This is a genomic window from Actinomadura sp. 21ATH (genome assembly GCF_041951345.1).
Lineage (GTDB): Bacteria > Actinomycetota > Actinomycetes > Streptosporangiales > Streptosporangiaceae > Spirillospora.
Genome location: NZ_JBGNUR010000024.1, coordinates 61,720 through 77,442 on the forward strand (window position 1 = coordinate 61,720; position 15,723 = coordinate 77,442).

Genomic DNA, 15,723 nt, shown 5'->3' on the forward strand with positions numbered 1-15,723 from the left:
CCCCCACCGCGGCGTGCCGCCCCGCCCACGGGCGGCACGCCGCGCGTACCCCGCGGAGGCCGGCGCCGGCACTCAGGCGACCGCGCGCTTCACCAGCGCGGCGATGCGCTCCTCCACCTCGGGCGTCACCTCGGTCAGCGCGAAGGCGGCCGGCCACATCGCGCCCTCGTCCAGCGCCGCCAGGTCGCTGAACCCGAGCGTCGCGTACCGCGTCTTGAACTTCGCCGCGCACTGGAAGTGGCAGACGATCTTGCCGTCGAGCGCGTAGGCGGGCATCCCGTACCAGAGCCTCGGGGCCAGCGCCGGAGCGTTCGCCGTGATGACGGCATGGACCCGCTCGGCCATCGCGCGGTCCGAGCCGTCCATCTCCGCGATCTTCGCGAGGACGTCCCGCTCCGCCTCCGCCGCCTTCTCCGCCCGCGAGGCCCGCCGCGCCGACTTCTTGCGCTCCTGCGCGTGGTCCTTCATCGCGGCCCGCTCCTCGGCCGTGAACCCCTCGTACGTGCTGCTGCCGGTAGCGGCCATGTCCCACTCCTCCGTCGATCCCGGCTCGTGCCGGGCCGTTCGCCGTGACCACAGCTTCTCCCGGCGGGGCCCGGGACCGCTTCCGTGCCGGCCACGGAAATCACCACGTACGTGCCCGGCACGCACTACGCGGGACGTGCGAGGGCCTGCGCGAAGGCGCGGACGCGGGCGGTCTCGCGGTCGCGGTGCCAGACCAGGCCGAGCGCCGAGGGCGCGAGCCCGGTCACGGGAACGGACGTGACGGTGCGGCGCGCGAGGTACTCGGCCGTCGGGCGGCACAGGAGCATGCCGCCGAGCCCCGCCGCCACCGCCGCCAGCCCCTCCTGCAAGGTGCTCACGGCGGGCCCCTGCGGAACGGCCCGGCCGCCGGGGGTGACGCGAGGCGCCTGCGCGCGCTTCCAGTAGTCCGGCGCCGGCCCGCCGGTGCCGATGAGGGGCAGGTCGGCGAGGTCCTCGGCGGTGAGCGCGGCCCGCCCGGCGAACGGATGGCGGGTGGAGAGCGCGAGCGTCTGCGGCTGCTCGGACAGCACCGGCCCGAGCACGAGATCGTCCTCCCGTACCGGCAGCAGGACCACGGCGGCGTCCACCTCGTCCCGGCGGACCGGGCCGAACGGATCGTCGAACGGCAGCTCCACGATCTCCGTCGCGCAGCCCGGATGCCGCTCCCCGAACACCTCGACCGCCCTCATCACCTGCTCGTCCGGCGTCCCCTGGAAGGCGATCCGCAGGCGTCCGGTGACGCCCCGCGCACCGGCGCGGGCGTTCTCCAGCGCCGCCCGCAGATCGTCGTACGCGGGACGCGCCTCGGCGAGCAGCCGCTCGCCGAGCGGGGTGAGCCGCACGCGCCGGCTCGTCCGCTCGACCAGCCGCGCGCCGACCCTGCTCTCCAGCGAACGGATCAGCTGGCTGACGCGGCTCTGCGACAGGTACAGCCGCTCCCCGGCCCGCCCGAAGTGCAGCTCGTCTGCCAGCGCCAGGAACGCCTCCAGTTCGCCGATCTCCACTCCGCCCACACCGCACCCCCGATCGATGAGCCCGGCTCATAGAAGCATGAGCGATCGCCCGTTGTTCCCCGCCGGGCCCGCCCGCTTCGCTGGTCCCATGGCTCAACCGACGAAACCGCAGGTCCACACCCCGCACGCCTGGCCGGGCGTGGCGGCCCTGGCCGCCGCCACGTTCACGGTGGTCACCGCCGAGATGCTCCCCGTCGGCCTGCTCACCCCCATGGGCGCCGCCCTCGGCGTCTCGGAAGGCGCCGCCGGCCTCACCCTCACGATCACCGGCCTGACCGCCGCGGTCTCCGCGCCGCTCCTCACCGCCCTGCTGAGGGAGTACGACCGGCGGCCCGTGCTGTGCGCGCTGATGGCCGTCCTGGTGATCGGCAACCTCGGTGCCGCGTGGGCGCCGAACCTCGCCGTCATGATCGGGGCCCGCGTCCTCGTCGGGATCGGGATGGGCGGCGTGTGGGCCATCGCGGCGAGCCTCGCCGTACGGCTCGTACCGCCGAGATCGGCAGGCCCCGCGACCTCTCTCGTCTTCAGCGGCATCGCCGTGGCGTCCGTACTGGGAATCCCCGCCGGCGCGTACGTCGGCGCGCTCTGGGGCTGGCGCGCGGCCTTCCTGGTGACAGCGGGCCTTGCCCTGCTCGTACTGCTGGCCCTGTCCGTACTCCTTCCGCCGCTGCCTCCCGAACGGACCGTTCCGCTGTCCGGGGTGTTCCGCCTCCTGGGCGACGCTCCCGTCCGTACCGGCCTGGTCCTGGTGGCGTTCCTCGTCACCGGCCACTTCGCCGCGTACACGTACATCAGGCCGGTACTGGAGGACACCGCCGGAGCCGGGCCCGCCACGATCGGCACCCTGCTCCTCGTCTACGGCGTCGCGGGCGTGGCCGGGAACTTCGCCGCGGGGCTCGGCGCGGCGCGCTCGCCCCGCCGCACCCTCGTCCTCATCAGCGCGGTCCTGGCCGCCACCGTCCTGCTGATCCCCGTGCTCGGCGGCTCCGTCCCCGCCGCGACCGCCCTGATGGCCGTGTGGGGCCTCGCGTACGGCGGCGTCTCCGTGAGCACGCAGACCTGGATGCTCGCCGCGTCCCCCGGCGCCCGCGAAGGGGCCTCGTCGCTCTTCGTCGCCGCGTTCAACACCGCCATCGCCCTGGGCGCGTTGACCGGCGGTCTCCTGGCCGACGCGACGGCGATCGAGTCCGCCATGTGGCTGGGCGGCGCGCTCGCCCTCGGCGCCCTCCTGACCGCCGTCCTCGGGAGGGATCCCGCCAGGACATGAGAAGGCCGCCGGCCCGCTCGCGCGGACCGGCGGCCTCGCGAAGTCAGGCGCCGGCCAGCTTCGCGTAGACGATCAGGTTGTCCTTGTAGTGGCCGGAGGCCGGGTCGAACGCGCCGCCGCAGGTCACCAGGCGCAGGGCCGAATGGTCCAGCTCCTCACCGAAGACCTTCTTGTGCGGGAAGGCGTTCTTGTCGACGCGCTGCGACCGTTCCACGGCGAACGTGGCGGTGGAGCCGTCCTGGCGGGCGACCTGGATCCTGTCGCCCGGCTTCAGCTCCTTCAGCCGGGCGAACACCGCCGGCCTGCCCTTGGCGTCGACATGGCCGAGCACGACCGACGGGCCGGTCTCGCCGGGCGTGACGCCCTCCTTGTACCAGCCGGTCAGGTTGGGCTTGCTGAGAGGCGGCTCCTCGATCCGCCCGTCGGGCCGCAGCCCCAGCTTCCCCACCGGCGCGGACACGCCGATCTTCGCGATGGTGATCTTCGTCGGCGGGGACTCGGACAGCGGCGCGGCGTTCGCGGCGGCCGTCGTGGCGGCGCTCGCCTCGGGCTCCGGCGTACCGGACGCCCCGGTCCCGCCGCCGCCTCCGCAGCCGCCGAGCACGAGCCCGGCGATCAGTACCCCGGTCGCCGCGCCGAGGACGCGGCGACCAGGGGCCGACTCTGGGAACCCGGCCATTCAGCCCCGCTCCCGGACCGTCCTGCGGCGCAGCGCGAACGCGCCGATCCCGGCCACCGCGAGCGCGCCCAGACCGGCCGCCGCCATCGGCGACGCGTCCTGCGCGAGCGTGCTGCCGTCACCGGTGTCGATCCGCCCGGTCGGGATCTTCGGCTGCTTGGGGCCGAGGTTGTCGTCGCCCTTCTCCGGGCTGGTGCTGAACTTCACCGAGCCGAAGCCCTTGCAGACCACCGTCGCGGTCGTCGGGTCGGGCAGGCTGCTGCGGAACTTGCCCGTGGCGCTCCACTTGTTCGCGCCGACCTTCTTCACCGCCAGCGGGTTCTGGGTGTAGCCGTTGCCGGTGATGCTGACCGCGCTCGGGCACGTCACCGTGAACGTCGTCGTACCGCCGGGCACGACGCGCCGGCTCGACAGCTGCACCTTGTCGTAGCCGAACTTGAACGTCGGCTTCGGGGGCGTGAGCGTCGGCGTGGGCGTCGGCTTGGGGTCCTCCCCGCCGGGCGCGACGGGCAGCCAGCGGCCCTGCTTGTCCGTCGGCTTCTTCTTCTTGCACACGTAGGTCTTGCCGTTGTCGGCCTTGGCCGTCTTGCCGAGGTCCGCGTCGTCGCAGAAGGCACCGGGAGTGACCGTGGCCGGAGGCGTGGCCAGGGCCGGGGCGGCCATCCCGAGGACCATTGCCCCCGCGGCGAGTCCTGTCGCGGCCAGGCGGGTTGCGCGCATGTCCTGCTCCTCTGTTCGGAGATCTTCGTGTTCCCCACCGGTGGCGGTGGCGCGTTCCTCCCATGGCGGGGGACATGGGGCGCGCTCGCCGATCGTGAACCGGTGAGAACGAATGGGAATGATGGGCTCGCAGCTTAACGACGAGCTATTGCGACACAAGCGAATTATGTGGAAATAATGTTGGACTGACCGGGTCCGGCCAGTCTGGAGGGTTGCGTAAACCTTTCCGGTTCTCGCGTGACCGCGGGAGATGATCCATTTCGGAATCCTGTCGCACCCCTTCGCCATAGTGATCGATATGGCGTGGAAGCCGTGGTCGAGGTGCTGGAGTACCCCGCGCCCAAATCGGAGGGCTTTCCGGGCGATCCGATGTTCGTCGAGGAATTCCGCCGCTGCTCCCGCGTCCACCCAGAACTTCAGGCGGCGGCGACGCGTCCGGCCCGGGCACGGGTCAGACGACCTCGAAGTCGGCCATCATGGCCATGTCCTCGTGTTCGAGGTTGTGGCAGTGCATCATGTAGCGGCCGCGGGGCACGGGATGGGGCTGATCGGGATGCGCGAGCGGGCGGTCGCCGTCGGCGGCACGCTGGCCGCCGGACCCCGCGACGGCGGCGGCTTCGCCGTCCGCGCCGAACTGCCCGTACCGGCCTCCGCGTGATCCGGGTCCTGCTGGCCGACGACCAGCCGCTGATCCGCGCGGGCTTCCGCGCGCTGCTGGAGATGGCCGAGGACATCGAGGTCGTCGGCGAGGCGGCCGACGGCGCCGAGGCCGTGGAGCTGTGCCGGACCCTGCTGCCCGACGTGACCCTCCTGGACGTGCGGATGCCGCTGCTGGACGGCATCCAGGCCACCCGCCGGATCGGCGCCGATCCCGGCCTCGCGGGCGTCCGGGTCGTGATCCTGACCAACTACGCCATCGACGAGTACGTCTTCGCGGCCCTGCGCGCGGGGGCCTGCGGGTTCCTGCTCAAGGACATCGAGCCCGCCGACCTGCTGCGGTCGGTACGGGTCGCGGCCCGCGGCGACGCGCTGCTGTCACCGTCGATCACGCGGCGGCTGATCGAGGAGTACGTCACCACCGTCCCCCGCCCGTCCGGCGGCGCGGAGCTGGACCGGCTGACCGCGCGCGAGCGCGAGATCGTCGCCCTCGTCGCGACCGGGATGTCCAACGAGGAGATCGCCGCCCACCTGGTCATCAGCCACGCCACCGTGAAGACGCACGTCAGCCGCTCGATCACCAAGCTCGGCGCCCGCGACCGCGCCCAGCTGGTCGTCTTCGCCTACGAATCCGGCCTCACCACCCCGGGCCGCTCCACCCGGACCGAGTAGGGCCGTTCAGGGGTTGAGGGATTTGCGTTCCTCTTTCTCGTGGCCGTTCGGGTGGGGCCGGGGGCGTTCGGTGAGGTCGGCCATGAAGCGGCGGTTCAGGGCGAGGCGGACGCGGCCGAGGCGGCTGCGGGACTCGGGGGCGTCGACGCCCTTGACGGCCGGGCGGGCCAGGGCGACGGCCGCGGGCGGGCGGTCGTCGGTGATGGGGGCGGCGGCCTCGTCGGAGAGGCGGCGTTCGACCTCGGTGAACTCGCCGTCGGGGGACTGGACGATGATGCCGGTCTCCAGGCCGTGCTCGATGAGCGCGGCGTCGCGGCGCTGGAGGCCGAGGCAGATCCGGTACGCGATGGCGTACGCCAGGACGGGGCCGAGGATGATCGCGACGCGGAAGAACCAGGTCGTCCAGAAGAGGGGGATCTGGAACGTGTGGGCGATGACGTCGTTGCCGCCGGCCGCCCACAGGACGCCGTAGAAGACGACGCCGCCCATGCCGATGCCGGTACGGGCCGGGACGTCGCGGGGCCGGTCGAGGAGGTGGTGGATCTCCTTGTCGCCGGTGACCCACCGTTCCAGGAACGGGTACACCGCCAGTCCCGTGAACAGGATGCCGGGGACGACCAGGGCCGGGACGACGACGCTCATCGCGATGGTGTGGCCGAACGCGCTGATCTCCCACGACGGCATGATGCGCAGGGCGCCCTCCAGCCAGCCCATGTACCAGTCGGGTTGCGAGCCGGCGCTGATGGCGCCCGGATCGTACGGGCCGAACAGCCAGATCGGGTTGATCTGGAAGAACGTCGCGAGCAGCGCGGTGGCGGCGAAGACCCACAGGAAGAACGCGGTGGTCTTGCCGATGAAGACCGGGAAGAACTGGTATCCGTAGACCGTCCGGTTCGTACTGCCCTTGCCCGGGAACTGGGTGTGGGTCTGCATCCAGGTGAGGACGATGGCGTGGAGGGGGATGAGGGCGAGCAGGATGCCGGGGATGAGCAGGATGTGGATGACGTACAGCCGCGGGATGATCAGGTCGCCGGGGAACTCGCCGCCGAACAGGAACATCTGCGCGTACGTGCCCACCACCGGGATGCCGAGGAGGACGCCTTCCAGGATCCGCAGGCCGGTGCCGGAGAGCAGGTCGTCGGGGAGCGAGTAGCCGAACAGGCCGTTCACCATTACGAGCATGAACAGCACGATGCCGATCAGCCAGTTGAGCTCGCGCGGCTTGCGGAACGCCCCGGTGAAGAAGTTGCGGAGCAGGTGGACGACGATGGCCGCCATGAAGATGATCGTCGACCAGTGGTGGATCTGCCGCATGAGCAGGCCGCCGCGCACCTCGAAGGTGATGTGCAGGGTGGACGCGTACGCCTCGCTCATCCGCACGCCGTGAAGGGGCTGGTAGGGCCCCTCGTACACGACCTCGGTCATGCTCGGCTTGAAGAACAGGGTGAGGAAGACCCCGGTCAGCAGGATGATCACGAAGGAGTACATCGCGATCTCACCGAGGAGGAAGCTCCAGTGGTCGGGGAACGCCTTGCGGATGGACTTGCGGGCCCAGGCGGCCCCGCCGAACCGTTCGTCGATCGCCTTGCCGGTGCCGGCGAGCGCCTTCGGCGGCCGCCGGTGCTGCTGTCTCGCCACGCGGACCTCCCGCACGGGCGGGCCGCCGCGGGTCCACCCCTCGCATCGGTGGTTCGTTCTCCAATGTCGCACTCACCGGGTGGACGGGCCAGGGGGTTCGGTTGTGACATCTCGACATCGAAGCAGTCCGAATCTGGACGAATCTCCAACTGGACTTTGCGTCCAGCGCCGTCAGGGGACATGATTTTCACCACATATGCCGCATAAGTAAGCAATTACCCCGCGTGTCCGGTCTGCGACAACGCGGGACCGGGCGGGTCAGGGAGGTACGCGTGGCCGAAGACGGATCCGGGCCCTTCGAGCGGCCGTGGAGCGACCTGCCCCGGGAACTGGCCGATCACATGCGGCCGCACCTGGACGAGGTCGCCGACGACATGATCCAGGAGATCAGGTCCCGGGTCCGCGAGTACGACCGGCCGGGCGACGGCGCGTACTCCGGCACCATGCGGCAGGCCGTCGAGCGCGTCCTGCACTACTTCGTCGACCGGGTCGGCGACGCCGGGCACGACTCCGGCCCGGTGGCCGACTTCTTCCGCGCGATCGGGCGCGGCGAGGCGGGCGAGGGGCGCAGCCTGGACGCCGTCCACACCGCGATGCGGGTCGGCGGCATGGTCGCCTGGCGGCGGATCACCGAGGGCGCGATGGTGCTGGAGGTGTCACCCGGCACGCTGGGCGCGGTCGGCGAGGTCATGATGCAGTTCCAGGACGAGCTGGCCACGGCCGCCGCCGAGGGGTACGCGCAGGCCAAGGCCGCCGTCGCCGGCGAGATGCAGAGGCGCCGCAAGCGGCTGCTCGACCTGCTGTTCGCCGACCCGCCGGTCGGCCCGGAGGCGATCGCCGACCTGGCCGCCGCCGCGCACTGGCCGGTCCCCCGGACGATCGCCGCGGTGGCGCTCGGCCGCGACGCCCAGGGCGCCCGGCAGCCCGCGTTCCCGCCGGACGTGCTGGTCGACCTGACCCGCCGCACCCCCAGCCTGATCATCCCCGACCCGGACGGGCCAGGCCGGGCCAACGTCGTGGACCGCTCCCTCAGCGGCCGGCTGGCCGTGATCGGGCCGACCGTTCCGGTCGCCGAGGCCGCCCGGTCGATCCAGTGGGCCCGCAAGACCCTCGGGCTGGTCGAACGCGGCGTGATCGAGGCCGACAGCGGCGTGATCCGCAGCGTCGAGCACATGTCCACGCTGATCCTCTTCCAGGACGAGGAGCTGATCACCTCGCTGGCCGGGCTGCGGCTGGCCCCGCTCGCCCACCTGCGCGCCGGCCAGCAGGACCGGCTGGCCGAGACGCTGCTGGCCTGGCTCCAGTCCGGCCGCAACGCCAACGAGGTCGCGCTGCGGCTGCACGTCCACCCGCAGACCGTCCGCTACCGGCTGCGCCAGCTGGAGGAGCTGTTCGGCGACCAGCTCATGGACCCCGACCTGCGCTTCGACCTGGAGATCGTGCTGCGGGCCCGCGCGCTGCTGACCGACCAGGCGGGGGAGCGCCTGCCGCCCGCCGCCCGCGAGGCCGTCGGCGACTCCGGCGAGGTCGTCACGTTCCGCCGCTGACCCCGTCCGCCGTCTCGGCGCGAGGCCCCGGCGCGCCGGGGATCGTGACGCGGATGTGGCAGCCGCGCGCCGTGCCGAGGACGCGGATGTCGCCGCCGTGCAGGTCGACCGCCCAGCGCGCGATGGCCAGGCCGAGCCCCGTGCCGCCGCCGGGGGTGCCGATGCGGGCCGCCTGGACGGCCGTGCCGCGGGAGAAGCGCTCGAAGACGCGGGCGCGCTCGCTCGGCGGGATGCCGGGGCCCTCGTCGGCGACCTCCAGGACCAGGCCGCCGTCCTCGGCCGGGCGGGCGGTCACCGTGACGGGCGCGCCGGGCGGGCTGTGCCGGGACGCGTTGTCGAGCAGGTTCGCCACCACCTGGTGGAGCCGGTCGCGGTCGGCGACCGCGCGCAGGCCGGGCACCACGTCCGCCTCGATGGCGCCGCCGGGACGGCCCGCGCTCGCCTCCGCGATCACGTCCCCGAGGAACGCGGCGACGTCGATCTCGCTCGCGTCCAGCCGCGCCGCGCCCGCGTCCACCCGGGACATGTCGAGCAGCTGCGTGACCAGGCGGCCGAGGCGCTCGGTCTGCTCCAGCGCGGACTCCAGCACGTCCGGGGTCGCCGGGGTGACGCCGTCGGCGACGTTCTCCAGCACGGCCCGCAGCGCGCTGATCGGCGTGCGCAGCTCGTGCGAGACGTTCGCGACGAACTCGCGGCGCTGCCGGTCCACCTCGGCGAGGTCGGCGGCCATCCGGTTGAACGCCTGGGCCAGCTCGCCCACCTCGTCCCGCGACGTCGCCCGTACCCGCCGGCTGTAGTCGCCGCGCGCCATCGCCCGTGCCGCGGCGGTCATCTCGCGCAGCGGCGACGTCATGCCGTGCGCGAGCAGCTGCGCCACGACCAGCGAGCCGAACACGGCGACCGGGAGCGTCTGCCGGGCACGGAAGTCCAGCAGGTACCCCCACAGGACCATGAGGATCGCCGTGCACGCCATCACGGCCGCGACGATCCCGAACTTCACCTTGATCGAGCGCAGCGGGTCCAGCGGCCGCGGCAGCTTCGCCCACAGCCTGTGGACGACGGGCGCGCTCACGCCCCACCGTTCCCGGCCAAAGCGTTGCCGTGGGGGGACGACCCCCCACGCCCGCCGGCCGTGGGGACGGGTACTTCCAGGCTGTAGCCGACACCGTGAACGGTACGGATCAGGTCCGCGCCCAGCTTGCGGCGCAGCGCCTTGACATGGCTGTCGACGGCCCGCGTCCCGGACGCGCCCGCCCAGTCCCAGACCTGCTCCAGCAGGACGGCGCGGGTCAGCACCGTCCCGCGGTTGCGGGCCAGGCAGCCGAGCAGCTCGAACTCGGTCGGGGTCAGGTGCACCTCCAGCCCGTCCCGGCGGACGCGCCGCGAACCCTGGTCGATCTCCAGCGGCCCGGCCCGCAGCGTCGCCGTCTCGACGGGCACGGCGGGCGGGGCGGCGGCGGAGCGCTCGACCCGCCGCAGCACGGCGCGTACCCGGGCCGACAGCTCGCGCATGCTGAACGGCTTGGTGATGTAGTCGTCGGCGCCGACGCCCAGCCCGACCAGCATGTCGGTCTCGTCGTCGCGCGCGGTGAGCATCAGCACCGGTACGGGCCGTTCCGCCTGGACGCGGCGGCAGACCTCCAGGCCGTCGAAGCCCGGGAGCATGACGTCGAGCACGATCAGGTCCGGCGCGTACGACCGCGCGGCGGCCACCGCGGCCGGCCCGTCCGCGGCGATCTCCACCGCGAACCCCTCGGCCGCCAGCCGGTCGGCCACCGCCCGCGCGATCGTCGGCTCGTCCTCAACCACCAGGATGCGTTGCACAGCCCGACTGTATGAGGGAAATGTGTGGATTGTGTGGGGGTCTAGGGCCCGATCGGCCAGGTGTGCACGGGCTCGTTCGAGTGCATCAGCCGCGTGTAGCTCTGCGTCATCAGCCGCAGCGCCTCATGCCGCTCCGTCCCGAACGACTCCTGGATCGCGTCGACGGTCTGGATCTGCCAGGCCGCCCCCGTCCGCCCGGTCGCGCAGCGCCGCTCGATGATCCCGAGCAGCCGGTCGCGGCGCGCCGGGTCGACGTCCCAGCGGTCCAGGCCCTCGTACGCCAGCGGCAGCAGCGTCCGCTGGATCAGCTCGGCGGCCGGCACCTCGCCGATCCCCGGCCAGTACAGGATCGCCTCCAGCCCGTCCCGTGCGGACCGGTGCAGGTTCTCCGCCGCGGTCGCGAACGACATCCGCGTCCACACCGGCCGCTCCTCCTCGGCGAGCATCCGCACGAGGCCGTAGTAGAACGCGCCGTTCGCCACGACGTCGGCGACGGTCGGCCCGGCCGGCAGGACGCGGTTCTCCACGCGCAGGTGCGGGCGGCCGTTCACGACGGCGTAGATGGGGCGGTTCCAGCGGTAGACCGTCCCGTTGTGCAGGCTCAGCTCGCCCAGCTCCGGGATCCCACCCTCTTCCAGGACGGCGTCGGGGTCCTCGTCATCGCACAGGGGGAGCAGCGCGGGGAAGTAGCGGGTGTTCTCCTCGAACAGATCGAACACGGACGTGATCCAGCGTTCCCCGAACCACACCCGCGGCCGCACGCCCTGCGTCTTCAGCTCGTCCGGCCGGGTGTCGGTGGCCTGCTCGAACAGCGTGATGCGGGTCTCCTGCCAGAGCCGGTTCCCGAACAGGTACGGGGAGTTGGCGGCCAGCGCCACCTGGGGGCCGGCGATGGCCTGCGCCGCGTTCCAGTAGTTCCCGAAATGGTCGGGGCTGACCTGGAGGTGGAACTGCACGCTGGTGCACGCGGCCTCGGGGAGGATCGTGTCGGTGTGCATCCGCAGCGGCTCGGGGCCGTCCACCGAGATGCGCATCTCCTCGCCGCGGGCGGCGAAGATCTGGTCGTTCAGCATCTTGTAGCGCGCGTTGGCCGACAGCGTCTCCTCGCCGATGTCGGAGCGGCGCAGCGTCGGCAGGATGCCGATCATCACCAGGTGCGCGCCGACCTCGCGGGCCCGCGCGTCGGCCAGGTTCAGATGGTCCCGGACCTCGGCCTCCAGCTCCCCGGTGCCGGAGCCGCCCAGCTCCCGCGGCGGGATGTTGATCTCCAGATTGAACTGGCCCAGCTCGGTGGCCCAGGCCGGATCGGCGATGGCCTTGAGCACGTCGGCGTTGCGCATCAGGGGGTCGCCCATGGCGTCGATCAGGTTCAGCTCGATCTCCAGCCCGATGTGCGGGCGCTCGAAGTCGAACTGCGACTCGGCCAGCATCCGGGCGAGCACGTCCAGGCACTGCCGGACTTTGTCGCGGTACCGGCGCCGGTCCTCGCCGCTGATGGTGATGGGGGTGACATCTCTGCCCATATGAGTCGCATGTCCCAATGTTCGGTGGCGAAACCCGGGGGCCGGTTTCGGACCGTCCGATGCTCGGTGACCTGCGCCGACACGGCCCTACATTCATTACCTATGGGTAAGTTTTGGGGGGACGCTACGGGCCGTGACAGGCTGGTCAGCCGAGGAGGACGACCGATGCGGCTTCGACCCCGGTCGATCCGGGCACGTGACACCCTGATCGCGGCCGTGCTGGCCGCGCTCGTCTTCGGCGGCATCGCCGTCGGGGCCGACTACGCGATCCGCGCCGCCGTCGGCGCCCGGCTCCTGGAGGACACCCAGCTCGCCGCCCGCCGGGTCAGCGCCAGCGTCCGCGACGGCTCGCTCACCGGTCCCGCCATCCCCGACGAGTCCGGCGGCCGGGTCCTGATCCAGGTCGTCGCCCCCGGCGGCCGCGTCCTCGGCGCCACCCCCGCCGCGGCCGGCCACCCGCCGCTCAGCACGCTGTGGCCGTCCCGCGACAAGCGCATCCTGGACCTGGTCGAGTGCGACGGCCGCGGCCCCGGCGGCCGCTGCATGGCCATCGAGGTCATCCGCACCACCACGGCCCCCGACTCCGTCGTGGTGTACGCGGGCAAGCCGATGCCCTCGATCCTGGTGACCGGTCTCCTGGAACTGCTCCTCGCCCTCGCCGTCGTGCTCCTCTCCGCGGCGGCGGCCTGGATCACCTGGCACATCGTCGGCCGCACCCTCCGCCCGGTCGAGCAGATCCGCGCCCAGCTCGCCGAGATCAGCGCCAGCGACCTGAGCCGCCGCGTTCCCGAGCCGGCCGGCGAGGACGAGATCGCCGAGCTGGCCCGTACCGCGAACGCGACCCTCGACCGGCTGGAACGCGCGGTCGCCCGGCAGCGCCAGTTCGCCTCCGACGCCTCCCACGAGCTGCGCACCCCGATCGCCGGCCTGCGCGCCAACCTGGAGGACGCGTCGATGCACCCCGAGGACACCGACCTGACGGACACGGTCCGGTCGGCCCTGCGCGACACCGACCGGCTGGAGTCGATCGTCACCGACCTCCTCCTGCTGGCCCGCATCGGCACCGGCGCCCCCGGCGCGGAGGAGGACATCGACCTCGGCGCCCTCGCGGAGACCGAGATCGCGCGCCACCCGTCCCTCCCGGTGATCGACACCCATCTGCCGCGAGGAGTCCTGGTACGCGGCGTGCGCATGCAGATCGTCCGCCTCCTGGCCAACCTCCTCGACAACGCCGAGCGGTACGGCGGCGGCAAGGTCGAGGTGGCGCTACGGCGGAACGGCGCCACCGCCGAGCTGTCCGTCACCGACGACGGCCCCGGCATCCCCGAGGCCGACCGCGAACGCGTCTTCCAGCGCTTCACCCGCCTGGACACGGCCCGCAGCCGCGGCGCCGGCGGCACCGGCCTGGGCCTGGCCATCGCCCGCGAGATCGCCCAGGCGCACGGCGGCACCCTGAAGGTCGACGACCACCCCGCGGGCACCCGCTTCACGTTGACCCTTCCCCGCCTCCCCTGACACACGGCGGACGCCAGGCGGCCGGGCGGCCGCCTGGCGTCCCGGCGCGCTAGAGGATGTTGTCGAAGTCCAGGTCGATGGTGTCCTTGTCCCAGTTCTCCCAGCCCTGCTCCTCGTCGTCGTCGCCGCTCCCCCAGAACCACGGCCAGCCGTCGTCCGAGGGCGCGGACTGGGCGGCCGTCGCCTTCTGCCCCACACCTGCCTCGGCATGGGCGGTGGCGGCCGGAAGCAGCAGACCGGCGGCCAGGGCGACGAGCGTGATCACGAGCCGACGCATGACGGCTCCTCTCTGTACGGAGTTGACTACCAACGGTAGCAAGCATGGCCGTGACCTGGCCTGATCGGCACCCGGGCGGGGGATTCATTGCCCTGCTCTTGAAGCCATAGCGACCTGACCGGCAGGCCCCCCGACACGCCGGAAGGGCGCTCACCGACTGGTGAGCGGCCTTCCGACAACGACTCCGGCGGAACCGCGAGGAACCACGCCAGGTCCGCACGACACGTTGCCGACAACCTGAGGCGGCCTGCTGAGGTCGTGCGGACCCTGGGCGTTGCGATCGCGTGCGAAGCCAGATGCGAGCGAAGCGAGCATCTGATCGCGCAGCGAGCCCCTGGGCGAGTCGGAGCGATGCGGCGATCGCCGCGAAGCCCGCCGAAGGAGGGCGTCCAACGCCCGACGCCAAGGGCTACGCCGAGAACACAGCCTGGATCTCCAGGTGGATGTCGACCTTGTCGCCGAGGAGGGCCTTGTCGCCGGACAGGGGGACGTTGAACTCGATGCCCCAGTCCTTGCGGTTGATGGTGGTGGTGGCGGAGAAGCCGGCGCGGACGCCGCCCCACGGGTCGTCGCCGACGCCGTGGTACTCGACCTCGAGAGTGACGGGGCGGGTGACGCCGCGGATGGTGAGCTCGCCGTCCACGTAGTTGTCGCCGCCTTCGGCGCGGATGCCCTTGGTGGTGAAGGTCATCGCGGGGTGGTTCTCGACGTCGAGGACGTCGGAGGAGCGGACGTGGGCGTCGCGGTCGGCGTTGCGGGTGTCGAGGGAGGCCATCTGGATCTCGGCGGTCGCGGTGGAGGAGGCGAGGTCCTCGGCGACGGTGACGGTGCCGGAGAAGTCGGTGAAGCTGCCCCGTACCTTGGTCATGAGGTGCCGGATCGCGAAGGTGACCTCGGAGTGGGACGGGTCGATGTTCCAGGTGCCGGCGGTCAGGCCCGGAGCGGTGGTGGCGATGCTCATGATCTCTCCCGAGAAGTGCTTGAAGTTTCAACAACCGGTCCTGGGGGACACTAGTTGAAGTTTCAAACACTGTCAACCGGCTAGGCGGCGGCCTTGTTCCCGATCGGATGGTCGCTGCCCTCCAGCAGGACCTTGGCCACCAGCTCCGGGTCGTCCCCCATCGGGACGTGGCCGCAGCCCTCCAGCCAGACGAACCGCGCGTTGGGCAGCGCCCGCTGGGCCCGTACGGCCTGGCTCGCGCGCAGCAGGCGGTCCTTCACGCCCCACGCGATCGTCACCGGGACGTCGGCGCAGGACCCGCGGAACCGTACGTTCCGCCCGGCCCGCAGCGTCGGCTCGAACCCGGCCGCGCTCCGCATCGCCCGCGTGTCGCCGGCCAGCGCCTCCCACTCCAGCAGATCGGGACGGCCGTAGATCAGGCCGAACATCGCCGTCCGCAGCCGCGGGTTGCTCGCGAGCCGTTCCATGACGTGCGCGGGCAGCCCGGCCGCGAACCGCGACGCCCGCAGTATCCAGGCGGCCGTCGCCAGCTCGCGGGCGTTGTAGAACCCGGCCGGCGACAGCACGGTGGCCGAGCTGACCAGCCCCCGGTCGGCCGCCTCCAGCGAGAACAGGCCGCCGAGCGAGTTGCCCGCGATGTGCGGCCGCTCGATCCCCAGCTTCGCGAGGAGGTCCAGCAGAACGTCGATCGTGGCGTCCACCGTGTACGGGGTCCCGGCCGGCAGCGGCGGCGACGCGCCGAAGCCGGGCAGATCGACGGCGATCACGTCGCGTTCGGCCGCCAGCCGGTCCATGACGGGCTCCCAGCCCTGGCGGCGATGCCCGATGCCGTGCAGCAGCACCAGCGGCGGCCCTTCGCCCCGGCGCTCGAAGTCGATGTCCACGCGCCGAGGGTAGGCCAGAAG

The 15,723-nt window shown here is 72.4% G+C and carries 17 protein-coding genes; 5 read left to right on the top strand and 12 right to left on the bottom strand.

Annotated elements, in window-relative coordinates; all coding sequences use genetic code 11:
• Window positions 1–72 precede the first annotated feature (72 nt).
• Window positions 73–525, bottom strand: coding sequence for an iron chaperone (locus tag ACA361_RS38735; protein ID WP_375020119.1), 453 nt, complete (start codon window positions 523–525; stop codon window positions 73–75).
• Window positions 526–650: 125 nt separating this feature from the next.
• A complete protein-coding gene (locus ACA361_RS38740; protein WP_375020120.1) occupies window positions 651–1,538 on the bottom strand; it encodes a LysR family transcriptional regulator in 888 nt (295 codons plus the stop codon).
• 88 nt (window positions 1,539–1,626) lie between these two features.
• Here ACA361_RS38740 and ACA361_RS38745 point away from each other — a divergent pair, with 88 nt between their 5' ends.
• Entirely contained in the window at window positions 1,627–2,805 is a 1,179-nt protein-coding gene (locus ACA361_RS38745; protein WP_375020121.1) for an MFS transporter, read from the top strand.
• A gap of 43 nt (window positions 2,806–2,848) precedes the next feature.
• Here the strand turns inward: ACA361_RS38745 and ACA361_RS38750 are convergent, their stop codons facing one another.
• The 3 genes from ACA361_RS38750 to ACA361_RS38760 all read right to left on the bottom strand — a co-directional run bounded on the left by ACA361_RS38750 (window position 2,849) and on the right by ACA361_RS38760 (window position 4,721).
• On the bottom strand, window positions 2,849–3,484 hold the full coding sequence (locus tag ACA361_RS38750) for a class F sortase (protein WP_375020122.1): 636 nt from the start codon (window positions 3,482–3,484) through the stop codon (window positions 2,849–2,851).
• Window positions 3,485–4,204: a hypothetical protein gene (locus tag ACA361_RS38755; protein ID WP_375020123.1), complete on the bottom strand. Its 720-nt coding sequence runs from the start codon at window positions 4,202–4,204 to the stop codon at window positions 3,485–3,487.
• Between the two features lie 451 nt (window positions 4,205–4,655).
• A complete protein-coding gene (locus tag ACA361_RS38760; RefSeq protein ID WP_375020159.1) occupies window positions 4,656–4,721 on the bottom strand; it encodes a multicopper oxidase domain-containing protein in 66 nt (21 codons plus the stop codon).
• Between ACA361_RS38760 and ACA361_RS38765 the strand changes: the two genes are divergently transcribed.
• Both ACA361_RS38765 and ACA361_RS38770 read left to right on the top strand, forming a co-directional pair.
• Window positions 4,713–4,862, top strand: coding sequence for a hypothetical protein (locus tag ACA361_RS38765; RefSeq protein WP_375020124.1), 150 nt, complete (start codon window positions 4,713–4,715; stop codon window positions 4,860–4,862). The two genes, ACA361_RS38760 and ACA361_RS38765, sit on opposite strands and share 9 nt — an antisense overlap.
• Complete coding sequence (locus ACA361_RS38770) at window positions 4,859–5,533, top strand: response regulator (protein ID WP_375020125.1); 675 nt, start codon at window positions 4,859–4,861, stop codon at window positions 5,531–5,533. The genes ACA361_RS38765 and ACA361_RS38770 overlap by 4 nt, the downstream gene beginning before the upstream one ends.
• 6 nt (window positions 5,534–5,539) lie before the next feature.
• Here the strand turns inward: ACA361_RS38770 and ACA361_RS38775 are convergent, their stop codons facing one another.
• The gene (locus ACA361_RS38775) at window positions 5,540–7,171 is read right to left on the bottom strand and encodes a cytochrome bc complex cytochrome b subunit (protein ID WP_375020126.1); all 1,632 of its coding nucleotides are present in this window, start codon (window positions 7,169–7,171) and stop codon (window positions 5,540–5,542) included.
• A 272-nt stretch (window positions 7,172–7,443) separates the two neighbouring features.
• On the opposite strand from ACA361_RS38775, the gene ACA361_RS38780 reads away from it, so the two are divergent.
• Complete coding sequence (locus tag ACA361_RS38780) at window positions 7,444–8,718, top strand: helix-turn-helix domain-containing protein (protein WP_375020127.1); 1,275 nt, start codon at window positions 7,444–7,446, stop codon at window positions 8,716–8,718.
• Here ACA361_RS38780 and ACA361_RS38785 read toward each other — a convergent pair.
• Genes ACA361_RS38785 through ACA361_RS38795 form a run of 3 tightly spaced genes read right to left on the bottom strand, consistent with a single transcriptional unit; the run spans window position 8,702 to window position 12,065 of the window.
• Window positions 8,702–9,790, bottom strand: coding sequence for an ATP-binding protein (locus ACA361_RS38785; protein ID WP_375020128.1), 1,089 nt, complete (start codon window positions 9,788–9,790; stop codon window positions 8,702–8,704). The two genes, ACA361_RS38780 and ACA361_RS38785, sit on opposite strands and share 17 nt — an antisense overlap.
• Window positions 9,787–10,542 (bottom strand): response regulator transcription factor, encoded by a 756-nt coding sequence (locus ACA361_RS38790; RefSeq protein ID WP_375020129.1) that lies wholly within the window; start codon window positions 10,540–10,542, stop codon window positions 9,787–9,789. Before ACA361_RS38790 ends, ACA361_RS38785 begins: the two co-directional genes overlap by 4 nt.
• A 41-nt stretch (window positions 10,543–10,583) precedes the next feature.
• Window positions 10,584–12,065, bottom strand: coding sequence for a glutamate--cysteine ligase (locus ACA361_RS38795; protein ID WP_375020130.1), 1,482 nt, complete (start codon window positions 12,063–12,065; stop codon window positions 10,584–10,586).
• Window positions 12,066–12,230: 165 nt separating this feature from the next.
• On the opposite strand from ACA361_RS38795, the gene ACA361_RS38800 reads away from it, so the two are divergent.
• Window positions 12,231–13,580: a sensor histidine kinase gene (locus ACA361_RS38800; RefSeq protein WP_375020131.1), complete on the top strand. Its 1,350-nt coding sequence runs from the start codon at window positions 12,231–12,233 to the stop codon at window positions 13,578–13,580.
• Window positions 13,581–13,629: 49 nt separating this feature from the next.
• Here the strand turns inward: ACA361_RS38800 and ACA361_RS38805 are convergent, their stop codons facing one another.
• The 3 genes from ACA361_RS38805 to ACA361_RS38815 form a co-directional block, all read right to left on the bottom strand.
• On the bottom strand, window positions 13,630–13,857 hold the full coding sequence (locus tag ACA361_RS38805; protein ID WP_375020132.1) for a hypothetical protein: 228 nt from the start codon (window positions 13,855–13,857) through the stop codon (window positions 13,630–13,632).
• Between the two features lie 409 nt (window positions 13,858–14,266).
• Window positions 14,267–14,818, bottom strand: a complete 552-nt coding sequence (locus ACA361_RS38810) for a YceI family protein (protein WP_375020133.1) — start codon at window positions 14,816–14,818, stop codon at window positions 14,267–14,269.
• A gap of 80 nt (window positions 14,819–14,898) precedes the next feature.
• Window positions 14,899–15,702: an alpha/beta fold hydrolase gene (locus ACA361_RS38815; RefSeq protein WP_375020134.1), complete on the bottom strand. Its 804-nt coding sequence runs from the start codon at window positions 15,700–15,702 to the stop codon at window positions 14,899–14,901.
• Window positions 15,703–15,723 lie beyond the last annotated feature (21 nt).